This window comes from uncultured Aquimonas sp., from assembly GCF_937888285.1.
Lineage (GTDB): Bacteria > Pseudomonadota > Gammaproteobacteria > Xanthomonadales > Xanthomonadaceae > Aquimonas.
Map to the genome: position 1 here is coordinate 1 of NZ_CALART010000030.1, position 16974 is coordinate 16974.

The window sequence follows — 16974 nt, forward strand, 5'->3', positions numbered from 1 at the left end:
CAAGGAGATGGCCGAGTTCGCTAAACGTGTTGCGCTTGATTCTTGAGACCGCCCCCTCCTCTCTAGCTCAAGGAAGCTCTCAATCGCGGTGTCAGAGTCTGCGGAAGCCATGTTATGACGCCCAACTACTATTAGACGAAAACCGTCGTGATAACACCGCCGCATAATCTGGAGCAACGCGGGCGGGCTTCGAAAATAGGCCCTCAAAATCAACCACTTACGCCGACCTATCCGCCTATCACGTCGGCCTAATCTGGCAGCCTGTGCGTCGGCCTGCGCGATCGTGGCATCGGTTATCCGGATGTTCAAGCCGTATCAAGCAGCTCGCCTGCCCTCGGCAGCTCAAGCGCCAGCCCGGCTATCGTGTCGGGCTCGACTCCTACGGTTGGCGCGGCGCTCGGGCAGCGCTCGGTGATTTTCGAGCGACGACCACCCTTCAAACGCCACGCAGCAGCCAATGCCGCTCGCCTTCGCCCACCTGCTGGAATCCGTGCCTCGCGTAGAAACGCTGCGCGCCGGTGTTCACCTTCAGCACCTGCAGTTCGATGCTGCGGCCCACGGCGCGGGCCTGCTGCTGCAGGTCGCGAAGAACGGCCGAGCCGAGGCCGCGGCCCTGGGCTGCGGGGCGCAGGTAGAGGCGGGCGAGGTAGAGGTGGGTCTGCCGCCATTCGATGTGGCGCAGGCCCAGCACCTCGTCGCGCACGACGATGAAGTCCTGCGTGCCGGGGCGGAACGCCTGCGCGTGGCGTTCGCGTTGGTCGGCTTCGATCCACGGGCCCCAGGTCTGTTCGACGTACGCGCGCATGGCCTCGCGGGTGATCGCGTAGGCGAGCTCGCTGTGATCGGCCTGGATCGGGCGCAGGACGAAGGTCGGCGGGGTGCGCATCGACTGCGGCGGTGCGTGGGGGCGCATCGCCACAGGCTGAAGCCTGCGGCCTTCATTGACCAGAGTTGCGATCGGCTCGGCGCGTGCCGCTGCGCTGTGCCTCGCGGGCACGTCAGGCCGCGCCGGCGGGCGACGCGCGACGGTCGTCGGTGGGCAGGCGCGCCGCGGTGTGGGCAGACAGATGGGCAAGCCCGCCGCAGCAGTCCATGCGGCCTGTTCATCGTTCTGTAATGCCAATGGCGAGCGCCATTCATGCGCGACGGACGCGCCCGTCATGGCGGCGGGGCTCCAATGGCAGCTTCGAGGGGCACCCCGCTCCTTACCCCCAGAGGTCCGCCATGTACCGTTCCAGCTTCGCTCTGCTCGCTCTGTCCCTGGCCGCCGGCGCGTCGGCCAATGCGCCCGTCTACAACGCCAACGTCACCGAAGCCGAAGTGCTGGCCGCCCAAACCGCCTGGTGCAATGCGCTGGTTTCGATCAGCACCACCGGCGAGCAGCAGGGCCAGGCCGCCGCCCGGAAGCTGGCCGGTGAGGTCATCGATGCCGCCTACGGCTACAACCTGGGCCCCGTGCTGTTCAAGCCGACCCTGACCGTGGCGCCGCAGACCTTCCGCACCACCCGCGAGGGCGCGCTGGCCTACTTCGTCGGCGGCGATTCGAACTTTGCCAACGACTCCGGCTTCGCCCTGAAGGGCTGGACGGCCTGCCGTGCGGAAAATGCCGCCGTGCACATCAACGGCGACGTTGCCACCACCATGGGCAACGTGATCATCACCAACAAGGACGGCAGCACCACCACCGTCGACAAAACCTGGAAGTTCAAGAAGGACGATCAGGGCACACTGCGCATCGTCGTGCACCACAGCTCGCTGCCCTACACCGCCTCCTGAGCGCTGGCGCAGTGAACGCACCTGATCGAACGCACAGCGGCGCCCATGCGCTGCGGCTGACGCAAGGCCCCTTCGCCTGAAGGCTGCGATAGGGCAGCGTCGCCCGCGGGTCCCCCGCAGTTCCTCCGTTCATCGAGTGCGAGTCACTGCGCCTGGCCGTCCGGGCGCTGACAGAACCAGGTCTCCATGATCCGCACCCGGCTCGCCATCGCGTTCTCCGCCCTTGCCCTGCTTGCGCTGGTGCAGTCACTGTTCGCCTGGTGGGCGGCCTCGACGGCCGCCCACCATGCCGAACGCAGCGTCAATGCGACACGGATGCTGGCGGAGTATCTCGAGATCTCCGGCAACAAGCAGCGGCTCAAGGTGTGGTTCGCCCAGCGCATGCTCGCCAACGACCCAGCCCCCGAGGTGCGCGATGCGCTCATGGGCTCCATGCTGTCCAGCCTCGAAGCCCTGCGCCAACTCGCTGCGGCGGCGCCGCTTGAAGCGCGCGACATGGAGCAGCGGGAAGTCGAAATGGTGGCACTGAACATCGCCACCATGGATGCAGCGATCGAGGCGGCCGAACGGCCCGGCGCCGAGCTGCCTCCTGCGGAACAATGGCGTACAACGCTGCTCGCCTTCGATGAGCTGGCCGGGCGCGACATGCGCATGCTGCTGCGCGAGGCCGTGGATCGCCAGGAGAACGCGAGCCTCGAGGCGTCCGCCGAACTGTCGCTGGCGCTGGCACAGGTTCGCCGGTACGAATTGCTGCTCGCGCTGAGCGTGTGTGCTCTGGCTTTTGCCTCCGTCGCCTACTTCGTGCGCCGCCTCGATCGACCTTTCGCCGATCTCGCGCGCCTGAGCGAGGCGCTGGCAGCCGGGGATTTTGGCGCGCGCAGCCGGATCAGCGGTCGCAACGAATTCGCGCGGATCGGCTCCCTTCTCGACTCGATGGCCGAGTGCCTGGCTACTGCCCAGGCGCGCAGCCAGCAGCTGCAGCAGCAGCTCGAGGAGCTGGTCGCCGAACGTACGCGCGCGCTCAGCCACGCGTACGAAACCCTGCTCGTGATCGAGGCCCGCCGCCGCCAGTTCTTCGCCGAGCTCAGCCATGAGCTGCGCACGCCCGCCACCGTCATCCGTGGCGAAGCCGAGGTGGCGCTGCGCAGCCCTGCTGACCCCAATGCGCAGTGCGAAGCACTGGCACGCATCATCGATGCCACCAGCGAGCTGGGAGGGCGCATCCAGGACCTCCTCGACGCCGCCAGGGGTGGCCCGCTGGACTATGCGCTGAACATCCGCGCGGAGCCGCTGCGCGAGATCGTCGACGCCGCAGTTCGGCAGATGCAGGCGGTCGCCGAGCATCGCAACCTGCGGCTGGACTTCGACACCGGCGCCGCGCCGCATGACTGTCTGGTGCACGCCGATCGCGAACGCCTGCAGCAGGCCCTGGTCATCCTGCTGGACAACGCGCTGCGCTACTCGCCAAGAGGAACGCGCGTGACCGTAGGCATGGACGTCGACAGCGAGCACTGGCTCGTCCACATCGACGACGAGGGCTCAGGCATGGCCTCGGGCACGCTGGAAAGGGCTTTCGAGCCACACTACCGCGGCGCCGCCGGTCTGCAGCATGCGCCCACCGGGCAGGGGCTTGGCCTCGCCATCGCACTGCGCATCGTCCAGGCTCTCGGCGGCAGCATCGAACTGTCCAACCGGGAAGCGGGCGGACTGCGTGCCAGCATTGCGCTCCCCATCAGCCCGGTTGAAGGCAAGGCATGAGCAAGACCCTGCTGATCGTCGAGGACGACATCCGCGTCGCTGATTTCCTGCTGCGCGGCCTCCGCGCCGAGGGCTACACGCCAACCGCCGCCGGCAGCGCCGAGGACGCCTTGCCGCTGCTGCGGCGTGGCGGATTCGACCTCGCCGTGTTCGACGTGATGCTGCCCGGCCTGTCGGGAATGGAGCTCTGCCAGCAGATCCGCGCCGAGTGCCTGGTCTTGCCGGTACTGATGCTCACCGCCATGGGCAGCGTGCAGGAGCGCGTGGCCGGGCTGCGCTGCGGCGCCGACGACTACCTGACCAAGCCTTTCGCCTTCGATGAACTGCTGGCGCGCATCGAAGCCCTGCTGCGGCGGCCTCCACAGTGGATCGAGCGCGCCTCCGAGCTGGTGGTCGGCGACCTGGTCTTCGACCGCAGGCGCATGGAGGTGCGGCGCGGCGGCGTCCAACTGGCCCTCACTGCGAAGGAACTCGCCCTGCTGGAGCTGCTGATGGACGCTCCCGGCCGCTTGTTCAGCCGCGAGCGCATCCTGTCCAACGTCTGGGGCCTGGATTCCGACCCACTGACCAATGTGGTCGACGTGTACATCCGCCGCCTGCGCGCGAAGCTGGACATCGCAGGGCAAGCCTCGCGCATCACCACCGTGCGCGGCCTCGGCTACCGGCTGGATGCGGTGGCCGACGGCGCGCAGCCCAGCTGAAAGCATGGGATAGCCCCAGCGCTCCTGCCCCAGCGCCTGCACGCCAGGCGGAGCCCTCGCCGCGGGATCCCGGTGCGCTTCGCCAGCGCCGAGCAGAGGCGTCCTGCGCAGAAGAGGGGTGGCTGGCCGAAGCTCACGGCCTCTGGCGAGCGCGCGATCGTGCAGCTCTCTTCAAGGGCGGAGCCTGAGCGTACCCGCGCAAGCATTTTGCGCAACTCCGCGCACACGTCCCCGCCGCACGGCGCAGAGGCGCATTGCACGCGCCATCGACTCGCAGCATCGCGAAGGCCGATCTGCTGCAGCGCAAAGCGGCGGCTGGTTCGCAACGAGCGCGCAATCATTGGCTGCTTTAGTGGAGCAACCCATGGATCTGCGGCGTTGCAGTACACACCGCAGCGCAGCACGCATGGCGCGGGGCGAAACACTGTGCGCTGCATCATGGGAATTCGTTGACGTTATTCGCAACCCGACGCTAGCGTACGGCCCGGCATCGGGGGGAACGCCTGCAACGGGCGCCATGCCAACTGTTGGTCGAGTGAACACATGCAGGGGCTTCGTACCCCTGCGTCGCACACCATCATCCGAGGGGAACACCATGAAGATCCGCATCCGCAGCACCGCGCGTCGCTGGCTGCCCGGCCTTGCCCTGCTCGCCTGCAGCGCCGGCCTGCACGCCAGCACCCTGAACCAGAACGTGTCCTGGACAGTGGACCGCTCAGGTACCACCGCGAAGTACCGCGTGGTGGCCTACGGCGATTCCATCTACGCCGGCTACAACGGCTCGATCAGCAACGCCGCGCGCTATGCCGCGCCGACCGTCGAATCCGAGTACCTGGCGGCGCGCTGGAATGCCGACATCGAGAACATCCGCCGCACCAAGTCCGGCGCGGTAGCGCGCGATGTGTACGAGAACAAGATCGTCGCCGAGCGCAGCTACATGCAGGCGGCCTCGACGCGGGTGGTGACCTTCGAGATGTGCGGCAACGACGGCCTGCAGGCGCGCTCGGCCTTCAAGTCGCAGACCGGCACCTGCAACTACAGCGGGCTGGAAGCGGCGGTCAACTCATGCAAGACCTACGTGGCCGCGGCGATGGACTACATCAACGCCAACGCGCATCCGAACACCCGCCTGAAGGTGATCAGCAACCTGTACTACCCCGGCTACAACGCCGACAACGTGCAGAGCAGCTGCCGCGACGCCAGCACAGGGCAGACTGTCAACATGCGCGACCGCTTCCTGCCGGCCATCGCCCGCATGAACTACTGGATGTGCGAGTACGCCCGCCAGAAGGGCTTCCAGTGCGCGGACAGCTTCGCCCAGTACATGGGCGCGGACTACGACAGCAATGGCGACGGCATCATCGATTCGCAGGCCCTGCGCTATGTGCCGGGCGATACCGAATCGGCCTACGTCAACCGCATCGCGGTGACCCTGCGTTCAACCCTGCGCGACGCCAACACCCACTTCGTGTCGGCGCAGACCAGCTACGACTACATCCAGTCGGACGACGTGCATCCGACCTACACCGGCGGCACCGTCAGCGCCGGCCTGTGGGGCGGCAGCACCGGCACGGGCGCGGCGCGCTACACCAGCTTCACCAATGGCCGCAGCCCGATCTGGAACCAGCTGGGCCACGAGCGCATGGGCTGGGCCCTGTCCGAGTTCAATCCGGCCACGCCGAACTGACCGTCCAAAGGTCTGACCGATCGCACGCAAGCGCATGTCCTCGCACACGCCCGAAGGACAGCACGCGCAGCCGCAGGGGCAGCCCCCCTGCGGACTGCGCGTGGTCGAGCGGGCGCCTGCCGGCGCTCGCCGACAGCGGCTATGGCTGTTGGCTGCTGGGCTCCTCAGCCTGTCCGCAGTGGTTTATCAGCTGCTGCCTGCCTCGCCCCGCGGCGCGGGCAGCGCCGATGCTGGTGTCGCGCCGCCTGCGCCTTCACTCGCAGCGCGATCTGCCGACGCAGAGCCTCTGCCGGTGAAGCCGACGCCAGTCGCCAGTGCGCTGCCGGCGAGGCAGAACGACACGCCGCCGACCGTGGCCGAGCGCGCCGACTTCGAGCTGCCCAGCCTGGACCCGAACGATCTGGCCGCGCATTTCCGCCCCGGCGACCCCGAGCCAACCATGGCCGAGGTGATCCGCGGCCTGCATGAGGCGGGCATCCGCGAGGGCCTGGGAGCGTTCAACCCGCCAGGCACGGTGCCGCTGATGCCGGGCCTTGCGGTGCCGGAAGACTTCGCACTGCCACTGGGCTATGTGCGGCACTATCAGGTCACCGACGAGGGCGAGATGCTGCCGGCGGTGCTGATGTTCTCGCCGGATCACCCGTGGTTCGACGCCGACGGACAGCCGATCGCCCTGCCGGATGATCGACTGGTGCCGCCCGAGATGGCCCCGCCCGGCCTGCCGATCGAACCGATCCAGCTGCCCGAGCCGCCGCAGGGTTGAGGGCGAGTTGTCGGCTGTCGCGGGGCCGCGGGATGGTGGCACTCTCTCGACCTTTCTTGCCCACGCGCATCAGCAACGGCGATGGCCGCAGCCGAAGCCTGGGCGGCTCACCACCGGAGCGGGACGATGGCGGATGCGCTGCGCTTATCCGCCCTATAACTCCGAAGGACGCAGTGCCTCAATCGAAGCCAACAAGGCCTGTTCGCCAGCCTCAGAAAACAACGCGAAGCGAGCCATCGTCGAAGCACGAAGGACGCAATGCCTCCATCGAAGCCAACTAGCCCTGTTCGCCAACCCCCGCGAAGGACGCAATGCCTCCGACCCTCACGCAGCGAAAGGCCGCGCAGGGTGGGTAAGCGCAGCGCACCCACCACGCTCCCGCCTCGCGCCCCATTGATGCCCCACTTCGCGTCGACTCCGCACTCAAGGCTTGCCCGCTCCGATGACTGACACATCGGATTCACGCTCCGCGCCCGAGCAGCCACCTGCCCTGAAGATCCTCGCAGCGCTCGCCCTGAGTGCCCTGCTCCTCGGCTTGTACGCGCGCGGCGAACTGGCCTGGCCGCTGGGCTTTGTCGCCCTGCTGCCCTGGCTCTGGGCCCTGCACCACGGCCACTCACTCGGCCGCGCGCTGCTGCTCGCCGCGCTGATGTCGGCGGGCTTCGTGCTGGCGGTGCTGCACTGGTTCGCCGCCGCCATCGCCAGCTACACCGGCGCAGGCACGCTCGGCGCGCTGGCCCTGCTGGCGATCGCCGCACCGCTGCTGCAGCCCCAGTTCCTCGCCTATGCCGGCGTGCGCGTACTGGCGCGCAGGCGCTACGGGCACGCGCTCGCGGCGCTGACGGCGGCTGCGGCCTGGCTCGGCTGCGAAAGCCTGCTGCCGAAGCTGCTGGGCGACACCCTGGGCCACGGCCTGCACGCGGCCAGCCTGCTCAGGCAGTCCGCCGACCTGTGGGGCGCGGCTGGTCTCACCTTCGTGCTGCTGCTCGTCAACGAAGCCCTGCTGGCGGTCGCGCTGGCGCTGCGTGGCCGCCAGCCCGCGCAGAGCTGGCGCGCGCCGCTGGCCTTCGCACTCAGCCTGCCGCTCGCCATCGCCGCCTATGGTCTGTGGCGTGTCAACGATGCCGCGCTGCAGCCTGCCCCCGAAGCCGCGCGCCTGCGCGTCGCCCTGGTGCAGTCGAACATCGTCGGCTATGAGGAGCTGCGCCGCGAACTGGGTGCCTATGCCGTGGTGCGGCGCGTGCTGGACACCCACTTCGCGCTCTCCGACCAGGCCATCGACACGCAGGGCGCGGACGCGCTGCTGTGGTCGGAGACGGTCTACCCCACGCCGTTCGGGCACCCGCGCAGCGCCGACGGCGCCGAGCTGGATGGCGAGATCGAAGCCTTCGCACGCAGCCGCGGCGTGCCGCTGGTGTTCGGCACCTACGACGTCGATGGCGCCGGCGAATACAACGCCGCGGCCTTCCTCGATCCCGTGCGCGGGCTGCTGGGCTACTACCGCAAGACCCATCCCTTTCCGCTGACCGAGCACGTGCCGCCCTGGCTGGACAGCGACGGCCTGCGCCGCGCCCTGCCCTGGGCCGGCACCTGGCAGCCCGGCCACGGCCCGCGGGTAATGCCGCTGCGCACGCCGGACGGCCGCGAGGTCAACGTGCTGCCGATGATCTGCCTCGATGCCGTGCACCCACAGCTGGCCATCGACGGCGCGCGACTCGGCGCACAGGCCATCCTCGGCCTGTCGAACGATGCCTGGTTCACCCAGTGGCCGCAGGGCGCCGAGCTGCATCTGGCGGTGGCGAGCTTCCGCAGCGTCGAGACGCGACTGCCGCAGCTGCGGGTCACCACCAACGGCATCAGCGCGGTGATCGATGCGCAAGGCGAGGTCCTCGCCCGCACTTCGATGAGCGAAGCGGCGCTGCTGGTCGGCGAGATCGCCGCACACGACCCGCCACCCACCCTGATGCTGCGGCTGGGCGACTGGGTGGGTCGCGCGTCCCTGCTGTTCCTGCTGGCGCTGGCGCTGCACGCCCTGTGGCAGGCACTCGCCGCACGCTGGCCGCAGTCAACGCGCGCGTCACCCGCGGCGCAGCTTGCGGAAGGCGCTGCCGGCCTGCCGGTGCGCGTGCTGCCGCCCGCCGCGCGCATCGCCGCGGTCGCACTGCAGGCCTGCGCTGCCGCCGGCCTGGCCTGGATCGGACTGCGCATGCTGATGATCGACGGACTGCAGGTGAACTCGCTGGCGCAGATCGAGCGCTTTGCCATCACTGTCAGCGCCCCGGCCATCGCTGCCTGGGCGCTGCTGCGCGCCTTCGCCGGCCGGGCCTGGCTGCTGTCGGATCAGCTGCGTGTGCAGACGTCCGCGCGCGCCTTCGAGCTGCCACTGGCTGCACTGGCCAGCGTCGACCCGTGGCGGCTGCCCGCACCTGCTCCGGGGCTGCGGCTGCGAACCCTGGCCGGTGAGTCGATCGCACTCGCGCTGGCGCAGCCTGCGGCGCTGCAGGCCGCGCTGGCGCACGCGCTGCCCGGCAGCCCGCTGCAGCTGCCCAGCGAGCGCGCACCGCTGCTTTCGACCTGGGCCGAACGGCGGCTGCGCGGCCGCCACCCCTGGCTGGATGCCGCCTGGCTGAAGCTCGGTCTGTTCCCACTGCTGCCCGCGCTGATCGCCTTCCACCTGCATCAGGTGATCGCCTTCGGCGGGCCCTTCGGCGAGTGGCTGACCTTCGGCTTCAACGCCTGGCTGCGCGGCCTGCTGCTGTGGTGGGCGTCCTGGATCGTGGGCCTGACGCTCTTCGCGGCAACGCTGAGGACGATGGTCGAGCTCGGCGCGATCGCGCTGCTGGCGCTGAAGCGCGGGCTGCGCAGACATGGAGCACAGGCGGTGCCCGCCTGCAGCGAAGACATTCAGCTGTCCGCGCTGCGCAATGTCGTCGAATGGAGCCTGCGCGCCATCCACTACCTCGGTGTGCCGCTCTGGCTGCTTTGGCGGGTGCTTTGAGCCGGCGGGCAATGGCAGCGGGTTAGTGACGGACGAGGCCGCTCACGGCGGATCGCCCCACTCCGGGCCTTCAAGCTCGACGAACACCCGCCGCAGCCCCTCACCCCACTGCTGGCGGATGCGCTGCAGGTAGGGGTCGCCTTCGTCCAGCCGCTTCTGCAGGCCGAGCTTCAGGCTGTCGCGCTCGTAGACCAGCACGTCCAGCGGCGGGCCAACCGAGATGTTGCTGCGCATGGTGCTGTCGAAAGAGATCAGCGCGCATTTCACCGCGTCTTCGAGCGCGGTCGAGGGCTCGATGACGCGGTCGAGAATGGGCTTGCCGTACTTGATCTCGCCGATCTGGAAAAAGGGCGTGTCGTGCGAGGTCTCGATGAAGTTGCCTTCGGTGTAGACCAGAAACATGCGTGGCGACTCGCCGCGGATCTGCCCGGCGAGGATGAAGCTGGCCGAAGCCTCGATGTTGTGTTTGCGCAGGTAGTCGCCGTCGCGGCGCTGGACTTCGCGCATGGCCTCGCCGAGCAGGCAGGCGATGTCGTACATCGACTCCGCCATCCACAGGCTGTGTTCGCCGCCGCCGCGGGCGCGCTGCTCCATCAGGCTCAGCACGTTCTGGGTGACCGACAGGTTGCCCGCCGACAGCGTCACCACCACGCGGTCGCCCTCACGGGCGAATACACGCATCTTCTCGAAGCGGCCGACGTTGTCGACGCCGGCATTGGTGCGCGAGTCGGACACCAGCACCAGGCCAGCGTCGAGATTCATGCCGAGGCAATAGGTCATGTCGTGGAGCGCACAGCGGGGCGCATGAGGATAGCTGCAGGGACGTATGGGGTCATGCCGACACCACGTCGGTGGACAGCATGAACTCGCGGAAGATGCCGTCGGAGATCGCGTACAGCCGCGCCATCACCGACTTCAGGAACGCGCTGGTGCCCGGCGCCAGCAGGGACTCCATGCGCGCATAGCGCAGCTCGGAGGCCAGCGCGCCACACTGGCGCAGCACCTCCAGCCGGCGGCCACCGGCCAGGCTTTCGACGCTGCGGTGGATCGCCGCCGTGCACGCCGCCAGCGAGCGCGGCATGTCGGCACGCAGCACCAAGAGCTCGGCGACGCGCGCCGGGGTGACGGTGTCGCGGTAGATCTTGCGGTAGGTCTCGAAGGCGGAGATCGCCTGCAGCAGGGCGGAGAGGCGGTAGTACTCGACTGCGCTGCGCGCTTCCTGCTCAGGCCGCTGGCGGGTCTCGCCGAAGTACATGTCGAGCAGGCGCAGGCTGTTGTCAGCGCGCTCCAGGAAGGTGCCAAGCTGCAGGAAGGTGTAGGCCTCGTCGCGTACGAGCGTGCCGAGGGTGATGCCGCGGAAGGCCGCCGAACGCCGCTTCACCCAGTCGAGGAACTGCGACAGCCCCTCGCTGTTGAGCTGGTCCCAGTCGAGATCGCGGACGCGCATCCAGCTGGAGTTCAAGTCCTCGTACATCTCCGCGCTGATCGCGCCGCGCTGGGCGCGGCCGGACTCACGAGCGGCATGCAGGCAGGCATAGATCGAGCTCGGGTTCTCCGCATCGAAAATCAGGTACTGCAGCACCGAGTGCTCGTCCAGGCGGCCGAGCCGGCGCGCGTAGTCCTCTTCGAGCCCCAGTGCGCTCAAGGCCGCACCCCAGGATTCGGTCAGGGCCCTGCCCTTTTCCAGACGGTCCGGCAGCAGGGCGACACGGTGCGCGTAGTCGATCAGGCGGGCGCAGTTGTCCACGCGCTCGATGTGGCGCGCCATCCACAGCAGGTCACTTGCGGTCCGGCACAGCATCAGGCGTCCTCCTCCAGCACCCAGGTGTCCTTGGTGCCGCCGCCCTGCGAGCTGTTGACCACCAGCGAGCCCTCGCGCAGGGCGACGCGGGTGAGGCCGCCGGGCACGATCCGCACCTCTTCGCCCGACAGCACATAGGGCCGCAGGTCGACGTGGCGCGGGGCGATGCCGGCGGCGACGAAAGTCGGACACGTCGACAGCGCCAGCGTCGGTTGGGCGATATAGCCGGCCGGGTTGGCGAGGATGCGCTGGCGGAAGTCCTCGATCTCCGCGCGCGTCGAGGCCGGGCCGATCAGCATGCCGTAGCCGCCTGCGCCCTGGGTCTCCTTGACCACCAGCTCGTCGAGATGATCCAGCGCGTACTTCAGCGCTTCCGACTCGCGCAGCTTCCAGGTCGGCACGTTGTTGAGGATCGGCGCCTCGTCCAGATAGAAGCGGATCATGTCCGGCACGTAGGGATAGATCGACTTGTCGTCGGCCACGCCCGTACCGATGGCGTTGGCGAGGTTGACCCGGCCAGCGCGGTAGGCGCGCATCAGGCCGGGCACGCCGAGCATCGAATCGGCGCGGAACACTTCAGGGTCGAGGAAGTCGTCGTCGATGCGCCGATACAGCACGTGCACGCGCTGCGGCCCGCGGGTGGTGCGCATGTAGACCGTGTCGTCGCGCACGATCAGGTCCTGGCCCTCGACCAGCTCCACGCCCATCTGCTGGGCGAGGAAAGCATGCTCGTAGTAGGCCGAGTTGTAGGCGCCCGGCGTCAGCACGGCGACGGTGGGCTCCTCGCTGCCGGCCGGTGCCACCGAGCGCAGGATGTCGAGCAGGGCGTCGGGATAGTCGTCGACCGGCGCCACGCTCTGCCGCGCGAACAGCTCGGGAAACAGCCGCATCATCATCTTGCGGTTCTCGAGCATGTAGGACACGCCCGAGGGCACGCGCAGGTTGTCCTCCAGCACGTAGTACTCGCCGTCGCCGGCACGCACCACGTCGATGCCGGCGATGTGCGCGTAGATGCCGCCGGGCAGGGTCAGCCCGCGCATCTCCGGCCGGTACTGGGTGTTGAACAGCACCAGCTCGCGCGGGATCACCCCGGTCTCGACGATGCGCTGCGCGCCGTAGACATCGGCCAGGAACGCGTTCAGCGCAAGCACACGCTGGCGCAGGCCTGCATCCAGGGTGGCCAACTCGTGCGCCGGGATGATCCGCGGAATCAGGTCGAACGGGATCAGCCGCTCGGTGCCGGACTTCTCGCCGTAGACGGTGAAGGTGATGCCGACCCGGTGGAAGGCCAGCTCGGCCTCGCGGCGCTTCTGCGCGATGCGCGGCTCCGGCGTCCCCTGCAGCCAGTCGTGGAAGGGTCGGTAGTGCGGCCTGACTGCCTCGGGCTGTCCGGCCTGAAGATGCATCTCGTCAAAGAACGAAGCTGTCACGCGACGCGCCCCCTCAAGGCTCGACGGGCATCGACTTCTATGTCCCGCCCGGCATGCGCCGCGGCTCCCCCGAGCCGAACCGCGCATGCTGCGATGCAATAAGGCACAGGCAGGGCGGAAGATCAAGCGTGGCCCGCTGCCGACGGATCGCAGACCGCCTCGCCCCGGACTGGAAATGCAGAAGGCGGCGCCCACTGGACGCCGCCTTCCGTAGTGTTGCCGCTGGCGCGCCGGGCTTACTCGGCCATCACCACGCGGGTGCCGGCCAGCAGGTCGGAGATGCGGCGGCGGTCTTCGCGGAAGATGAAGAGCGCATCGACGAGGAAGTAGACGAACCCGATAAACGGAACGAGCTGGGCGAACTGTACGACCGCGTAGCGAAGGCCGATGAGCTTGACGAACTCCGGCTTGTTGCCGTTCTCGTCAACGATCTTCATCTTCAGCAGCTTCTTGGCGATGGTCTGACCGGACTGGTTCAGGAAGTAGCCCTGCACCGCCACAAACACGATGAAGCCGAAGATCGTGAAGCCGATATTGGCCAACAGACCCGGTTGCTGACCCGCGGCGATGGCGCCCCAGAACAGAATGAAATACACCGGCAGGACGAGGATCATCAGGATCAATCCGTCGATGATCGCGCCCCCCAGGCGCAGCCACGGCGAAGCCAGCTCACCAGCGACGGCCGATGCGTCCGACACAGGGGCCTGCGGCGCGGCGTAGGGGTTGGGCGGTGGGTTCTGGTTCGGATCCATGCGTGTACTCCAGTAGAAGCCGGCACCCCCGGCGGTGACGAAGTGTAACAGGCGTGTGAAGACCACTGGTCGGCGACAAGCGTTGTCACGCGCGGCATGCGCACCCATCCTTCCGCTCTCACCTGACTGGGAACGTGCCGCATGGACTACTCGAACTGGCTGCCGGTCGCCCTGCACGTGCTAGCCGTGCTGCTGATCCTGATCGGGCTTGCCGGCACGATCCTGCCGGCGCTGCCGGGTATCCCGCTGATGCTGGGCGGCATGATCCTGTCGGCCTGGGCGGGCGACTTCGAACAGGTGGGCTGGGGCTGGATCGCAGCGCTGGCCGTATTGACGGGCCTCGCCCTGCTCGCCGACTTCGTCGCCGGGCTGCTCGGCGCCAAGCGCGTCGGCGCCAGCGTCTGGGCCCTGGTCGGCGCGGCGGTAGGCACGATAGCGGGTCTCTTCTTCGGCATCTTCGGACTGCTGCTCGGCCCCTTCCTGGGCGCCCTGCTCGGCGAGCTGATTGCCGGCAGCACGCTCAAGCGCGCCGCGCATGTCGGGGTCGGCGCCTGGGTCGGCTTCGTCGTCGGCGCCGTGCTCAAGGTCGCCATCGCCTTCATGATGATCGGCCTGTTCGCGTTCGCGTGGATCTTCTAGCCAACCGATGGGTCGTCCGCCATCGAAGGCGCTCCGCTCCCAGTCGAGAAAGGACAGGGGATGAAGGCCCGAACGGCAGATCAGCGAAGCGCTCCGCGAATCCCGAATCCCCAATCCCGAATCCCATCGCTCAATGACCGACACCTTCCTCTGGTTCGACCTCGAAACATTCGGCCGCAGCCCGCGCACCAGCCGCATCGCGCAGTTCGCGGGCATCCGCACGAACGCCGAACTCGAGGTCGTCGCAGCGCCGCTGATGCTCTACTGCCAGCCGGCGCTCGACCTTCTGCCTTCGCCCGAGGCCACGCTGATCACCGGCATCACCCCACAGCGCGCGCGCAGCGAAGGTCTGATCGAGCCCGAGTTCCTTGCCCGCGTGCACGAGGCCCTGGCCCAGCCGGGCACCTGCGCGGTCGGCTACAACAGCCTGCGCTTCGACGACGAACATCTGCGCCACGCCCTGTACCGCAACTTCTTCGACCCCTACCAGCGCGAATATGCCCGCGGAAACTCGCGCTGGGACCTGCTCGATCTCGCACGGCTGCTGTACGCGCTGCGCCCCGATGGCATCGAGTGGCCCAGGCGCGAGGACGGCCTGCCCAGCTTCAAGCTGGAGCACCTCGCCCGCGCCAACGGCTGCGGCCACAGCCGCGCGCATGACGCGCTGTCCGATGTCGAGGCGCTGATCGACCTCGCGAGAGTGTTCCGCCGTGCCCAGCCGCGGATGTGGGAGTACTACTACGGCTTCCGCAAGAAGCCGCGCGCGCTCGGCCTGCTCGACGTGGCGAACATGACGCCGGTGCTGCACGTGTCGGGCATGTTCAGCGCCGAGCACGGCTGTGCGGCGATCGTGGCGCCCATCGCCGAACATCCGGTGGTGCCGGGGCGGATCATCGCCTTCGATCTGGGCACGGACCCGCAGTCGCTGCTCGACCTTGAACCCGATGAGATCGCTGATCGCCTTTACGTGGCTCAAGCCGACCTGCCTGAAGGCGAGCAGCGCGTCGCGCTGAAGGAGATCCACCCCAACCGCTGCCCGGCCCTGATCGAGCTGCGCCACGTCAGCGACGCCGAGCTCGCGCGGCTCAAGCTCGACCGCGAGCGCGCGCTGCGGACTCAGGCTCTCTTGCGACAGACGCCAGGCCTCGCCGAGAAAGTGCGCGCGGTGTTCGCACGCGGGCGCAGCTTTGACAGCGAGGACGCCGATGGCGCGCTGTACGCGGGCTTCCTGCCGGATGCCGATCGCGCCCAGTTCGAAGCCCTGCGCCGCAGCCGCCCGGAGCAGCTGGCCGCCTTCGAGCCACGCCTGCGCGATCCGCGCCTCAAGGAGCTGCTGTTCCGCTACCGCGCACGCAACTGGCCGCAAACGCTGTCATTGGACGAACAAGCGCGCTGGCGCGACTACCTGCAGCGGCGGCTGGCGCCAGAGTCCGGGCTGTCGGAGTACGACCTCGACAGCTACCCCGCCCTGCTCGCGCAGCTGAGGGCCCAGCATGCCGCCGATCCGCAAGCCCTCGCCCTGTTCGATGCGCTGGCCGACTGGCATCGCGAGGTCCAGCACCAGCTATAGGGTGGGCCCTGGCCCACCGCAACCGCACACGCTCGCGACACAACGTGAGGTGGCGAGCTCCGATGCTGCAAGCGCAAGGGACTGCGCTTATCCAAGCCACGCAGCGTGATCGAGCCCATGGTGGGCCAGGGCCCACCCGAGGAAGAGCGCGGCCTCGGCGCTGCCGGACTCACACCGCCAGCATCCGCCGCACCACCGGCCCCGGCTGCTTCAGCCAGCCGAAGTGATCGGCGCGGCGCGGCGTGAACTCGGGGTCGTGCAGGGTTTCGATCTGCCAGCGCGCCTGCGGGGTCTTGGCCGCCAGCGCTTCCAGCGCCGGCCGCGGGCACAGCCAGTCGGAGGCGAGATGCAGGGCCTGCACCTCGCCACCGAACTCGCGCAGGGCCTGTTCGGGATCGACGCTGCCGCCACGGATGCGGTAGCGCGCGCTGCGGCCGCTGTAGGACCAGTCGCGGATCAGCCCGCGGGCTTCGCGCCCTGCGAAGCCCAGACGTTCACCCGGGTAATGTCCGAGCAGGATCGCCGACAAGGGCATGAAGTGCAGGGCCGCCATGATGCCGAGGCCGCGCAGGCGTGGATACGCACGCCAGTCCGGCAGACCGCTGGCCAGCACGTGCACGCGCCTGAAACGCTCCGGCTGCAGCGCCGCCGAGATCAGGGCCAGCTGGCCGCCGAGACTGTGTCCGGCAATCGACCAGTCGAGGCCCGGCAGGGCCGACTGCGCGGCGACGAGCCCCGCCGGAATGTCCTGCTCCAGCAGCTCGCGATAGCCCCAGTCGCAGCGCCTCGATGCGCGCAGGCTGCTGGCGCCCAGGCCGCGCCATTCATGGATCGCCACCGCCACGCCGTTCTCGGCCAGGGCCGCAGCGAACGCCTCGTTGGGGCGGATGCCCACGCCCAGCGCCGGCAGCAGGTAGAGGCCGGCAATCGGCTCCGGCGGCATCGCCAGACGCAGGTCGGCCTCGGCGCCATCGGGGCTGCGCACGCGCAGGGTGGTGAATGCCGGCTGCATCGGGATCATGGGCGAATGCGGAATTAATGAACCGACCGGTATGCTAACCCGCCGCCCGGGCATGCCACACTCGGCACGTCGCGCGAG

The 16974-nt window shown here is 68.7% G+C and carries 14 protein-coding genes; 8 read left to right on the plus strand and 6 right to left on the minus strand.

The features are described from left to right. Window positions 1-436: 436 nt before the first annotated feature. The gene (locus Q0654_RS08095) at window positions 437-913 is read right to left on the minus strand and encodes a GNAT family N-acetyltransferase (RefSeq protein WP_298852529.1); all 477 of its coding nucleotides are present in this window, start codon (window positions 911-913) and stop codon (window positions 437-439) included. A gap of 311 nt (window positions 914-1224) precedes the next feature. On the opposite strand from Q0654_RS08095, the gene Q0654_RS08100 reads away from it, so the two are divergent. From Q0654_RS08100 to lnt, 6 genes are all read left to right on the plus strand, one after another. Further along, window positions 1225-1776 carry a hypothetical protein gene (locus Q0654_RS08100; protein ID WP_298852531.1) on the plus strand — a complete coding sequence of 184 codons (552 nt, stop codon included), beginning with the start codon at window positions 1225-1227 and terminating at the stop codon, window positions 1774-1776. Window positions 1777-1962: 186 nt separating this feature from the next. Next, on the plus strand, window positions 1963-3534 hold the full coding sequence (locus Q0654_RS08105) for a HAMP domain-containing sensor histidine kinase (RefSeq protein ID WP_298852533.1): 1572 nt from the start codon (window positions 1963-1965) through the stop codon (window positions 3532-3534). Continuing rightward, window positions 3531-4235, plus strand: a complete 705-nt coding sequence (locus Q0654_RS08110; RefSeq protein WP_298852535.1) for a response regulator transcription factor — start codon at window positions 3531-3533, stop codon at window positions 4233-4235. The genes Q0654_RS08105 and Q0654_RS08110 overlap by 4 nt, the downstream gene beginning before the upstream one ends. A 595-nt stretch (window positions 4236-4830) precedes the next feature. Then, window positions 4831-5922 carry a hypothetical protein gene (locus tag Q0654_RS08115; RefSeq protein WP_298852536.1) on the plus strand — a complete coding sequence of 364 codons (1092 nt, stop codon included), beginning with the start codon at window positions 4831-4833 and terminating at the stop codon, window positions 5920-5922. A 292-nt stretch (window positions 5923-6214) separates the two neighbouring features. Beyond that, a complete protein-coding gene (locus Q0654_RS08120; RefSeq protein WP_298852538.1) occupies window positions 6215-6685 on the plus strand; it encodes a hypothetical protein in 471 nt (156 codons plus the stop codon). 442 nt (window positions 6686-7127) lie between these two features. Continuing rightward, a complete protein-coding gene (gene lnt / locus Q0654_RS08125) occupies window positions 7128-9683 on the plus strand; it encodes an apolipoprotein N-acyltransferase (RefSeq protein ID WP_298852540.1) in 2556 nt (851 codons plus the stop codon). Window positions 9684-9725: 42 nt separating this feature from the next. Here the strand turns inward: lnt and Q0654_RS08130 are convergent, their stop codons facing one another. The 4 genes from Q0654_RS08130 to Q0654_RS08145 form a co-directional block, all read right to left on the minus strand. Continuing rightward, window positions 9726-10463, minus strand: coding sequence for a proteasome-type protease (locus Q0654_RS08130; protein ID WP_298852543.1), 738 nt, complete (start codon window positions 10461-10463; stop codon window positions 9726-9728). A 52-nt stretch (window positions 10464-10515) separates the two neighbouring features. Then, window positions 10516-11484: an alpha-E domain-containing protein gene (locus tag Q0654_RS08135; protein WP_298852546.1), complete on the minus strand. Its 969-nt coding sequence runs from the start codon at window positions 11482-11484 to the stop codon at window positions 10516-10518. Further along, the gene (locus tag Q0654_RS08140; RefSeq protein WP_298852548.1) at window positions 11484-12914 is read right to left on the minus strand and encodes a circularly permuted type 2 ATP-grasp protein; all 1431 of its coding nucleotides are present in this window, start codon (window positions 12912-12914) and stop codon (window positions 11484-11486) included. The genes Q0654_RS08135 and Q0654_RS08140 overlap by 1 nt, the downstream gene beginning before the upstream one ends. A gap of 236 nt (window positions 12915-13150) precedes the next feature. Continuing rightward, window positions 13151-13666 carry an RDD family protein gene (locus Q0654_RS08145; RefSeq protein WP_298852550.1) on the minus strand — a complete coding sequence of 172 codons (516 nt, stop codon included), beginning with the start codon at window positions 13664-13666 and terminating at the stop codon, window positions 13151-13153. A 141-nt stretch (window positions 13667-13807) separates the two neighbouring features. Between Q0654_RS08145 and Q0654_RS08150 the strand changes: the two genes are divergently transcribed. Together Q0654_RS08150 and sbcB are read left to right on the plus strand one after the other, a co-directional pair. Then, a complete protein-coding gene (locus Q0654_RS08150; RefSeq protein ID WP_298852552.1) occupies window positions 13808-14305 on the plus strand; it encodes a DUF456 domain-containing protein in 498 nt (165 codons plus the stop codon). A 133-nt stretch (window positions 14306-14438) separates the two neighbouring features. After that, on the plus strand, window positions 14439-15875 hold the full coding sequence (gene sbcB, locus Q0654_RS08155; protein WP_298852554.1) for an exodeoxyribonuclease I: 1437 nt from the start codon (window positions 14439-14441) through the stop codon (window positions 15873-15875). Window positions 15876-16044: 169 nt separating this feature from the next. On the opposite strand, the gene Q0654_RS08160 is transcribed toward sbcB, so the two are convergent. Then, window positions 16045-16896 (minus strand): alpha/beta fold hydrolase, encoded by an 852-nt coding sequence (locus Q0654_RS08160; RefSeq protein WP_298852556.1) that lies wholly within the window; start codon window positions 16894-16896, stop codon window positions 16045-16047. Between the last annotated feature and the right edge of the window lie 78 nt (window positions 16897-16974).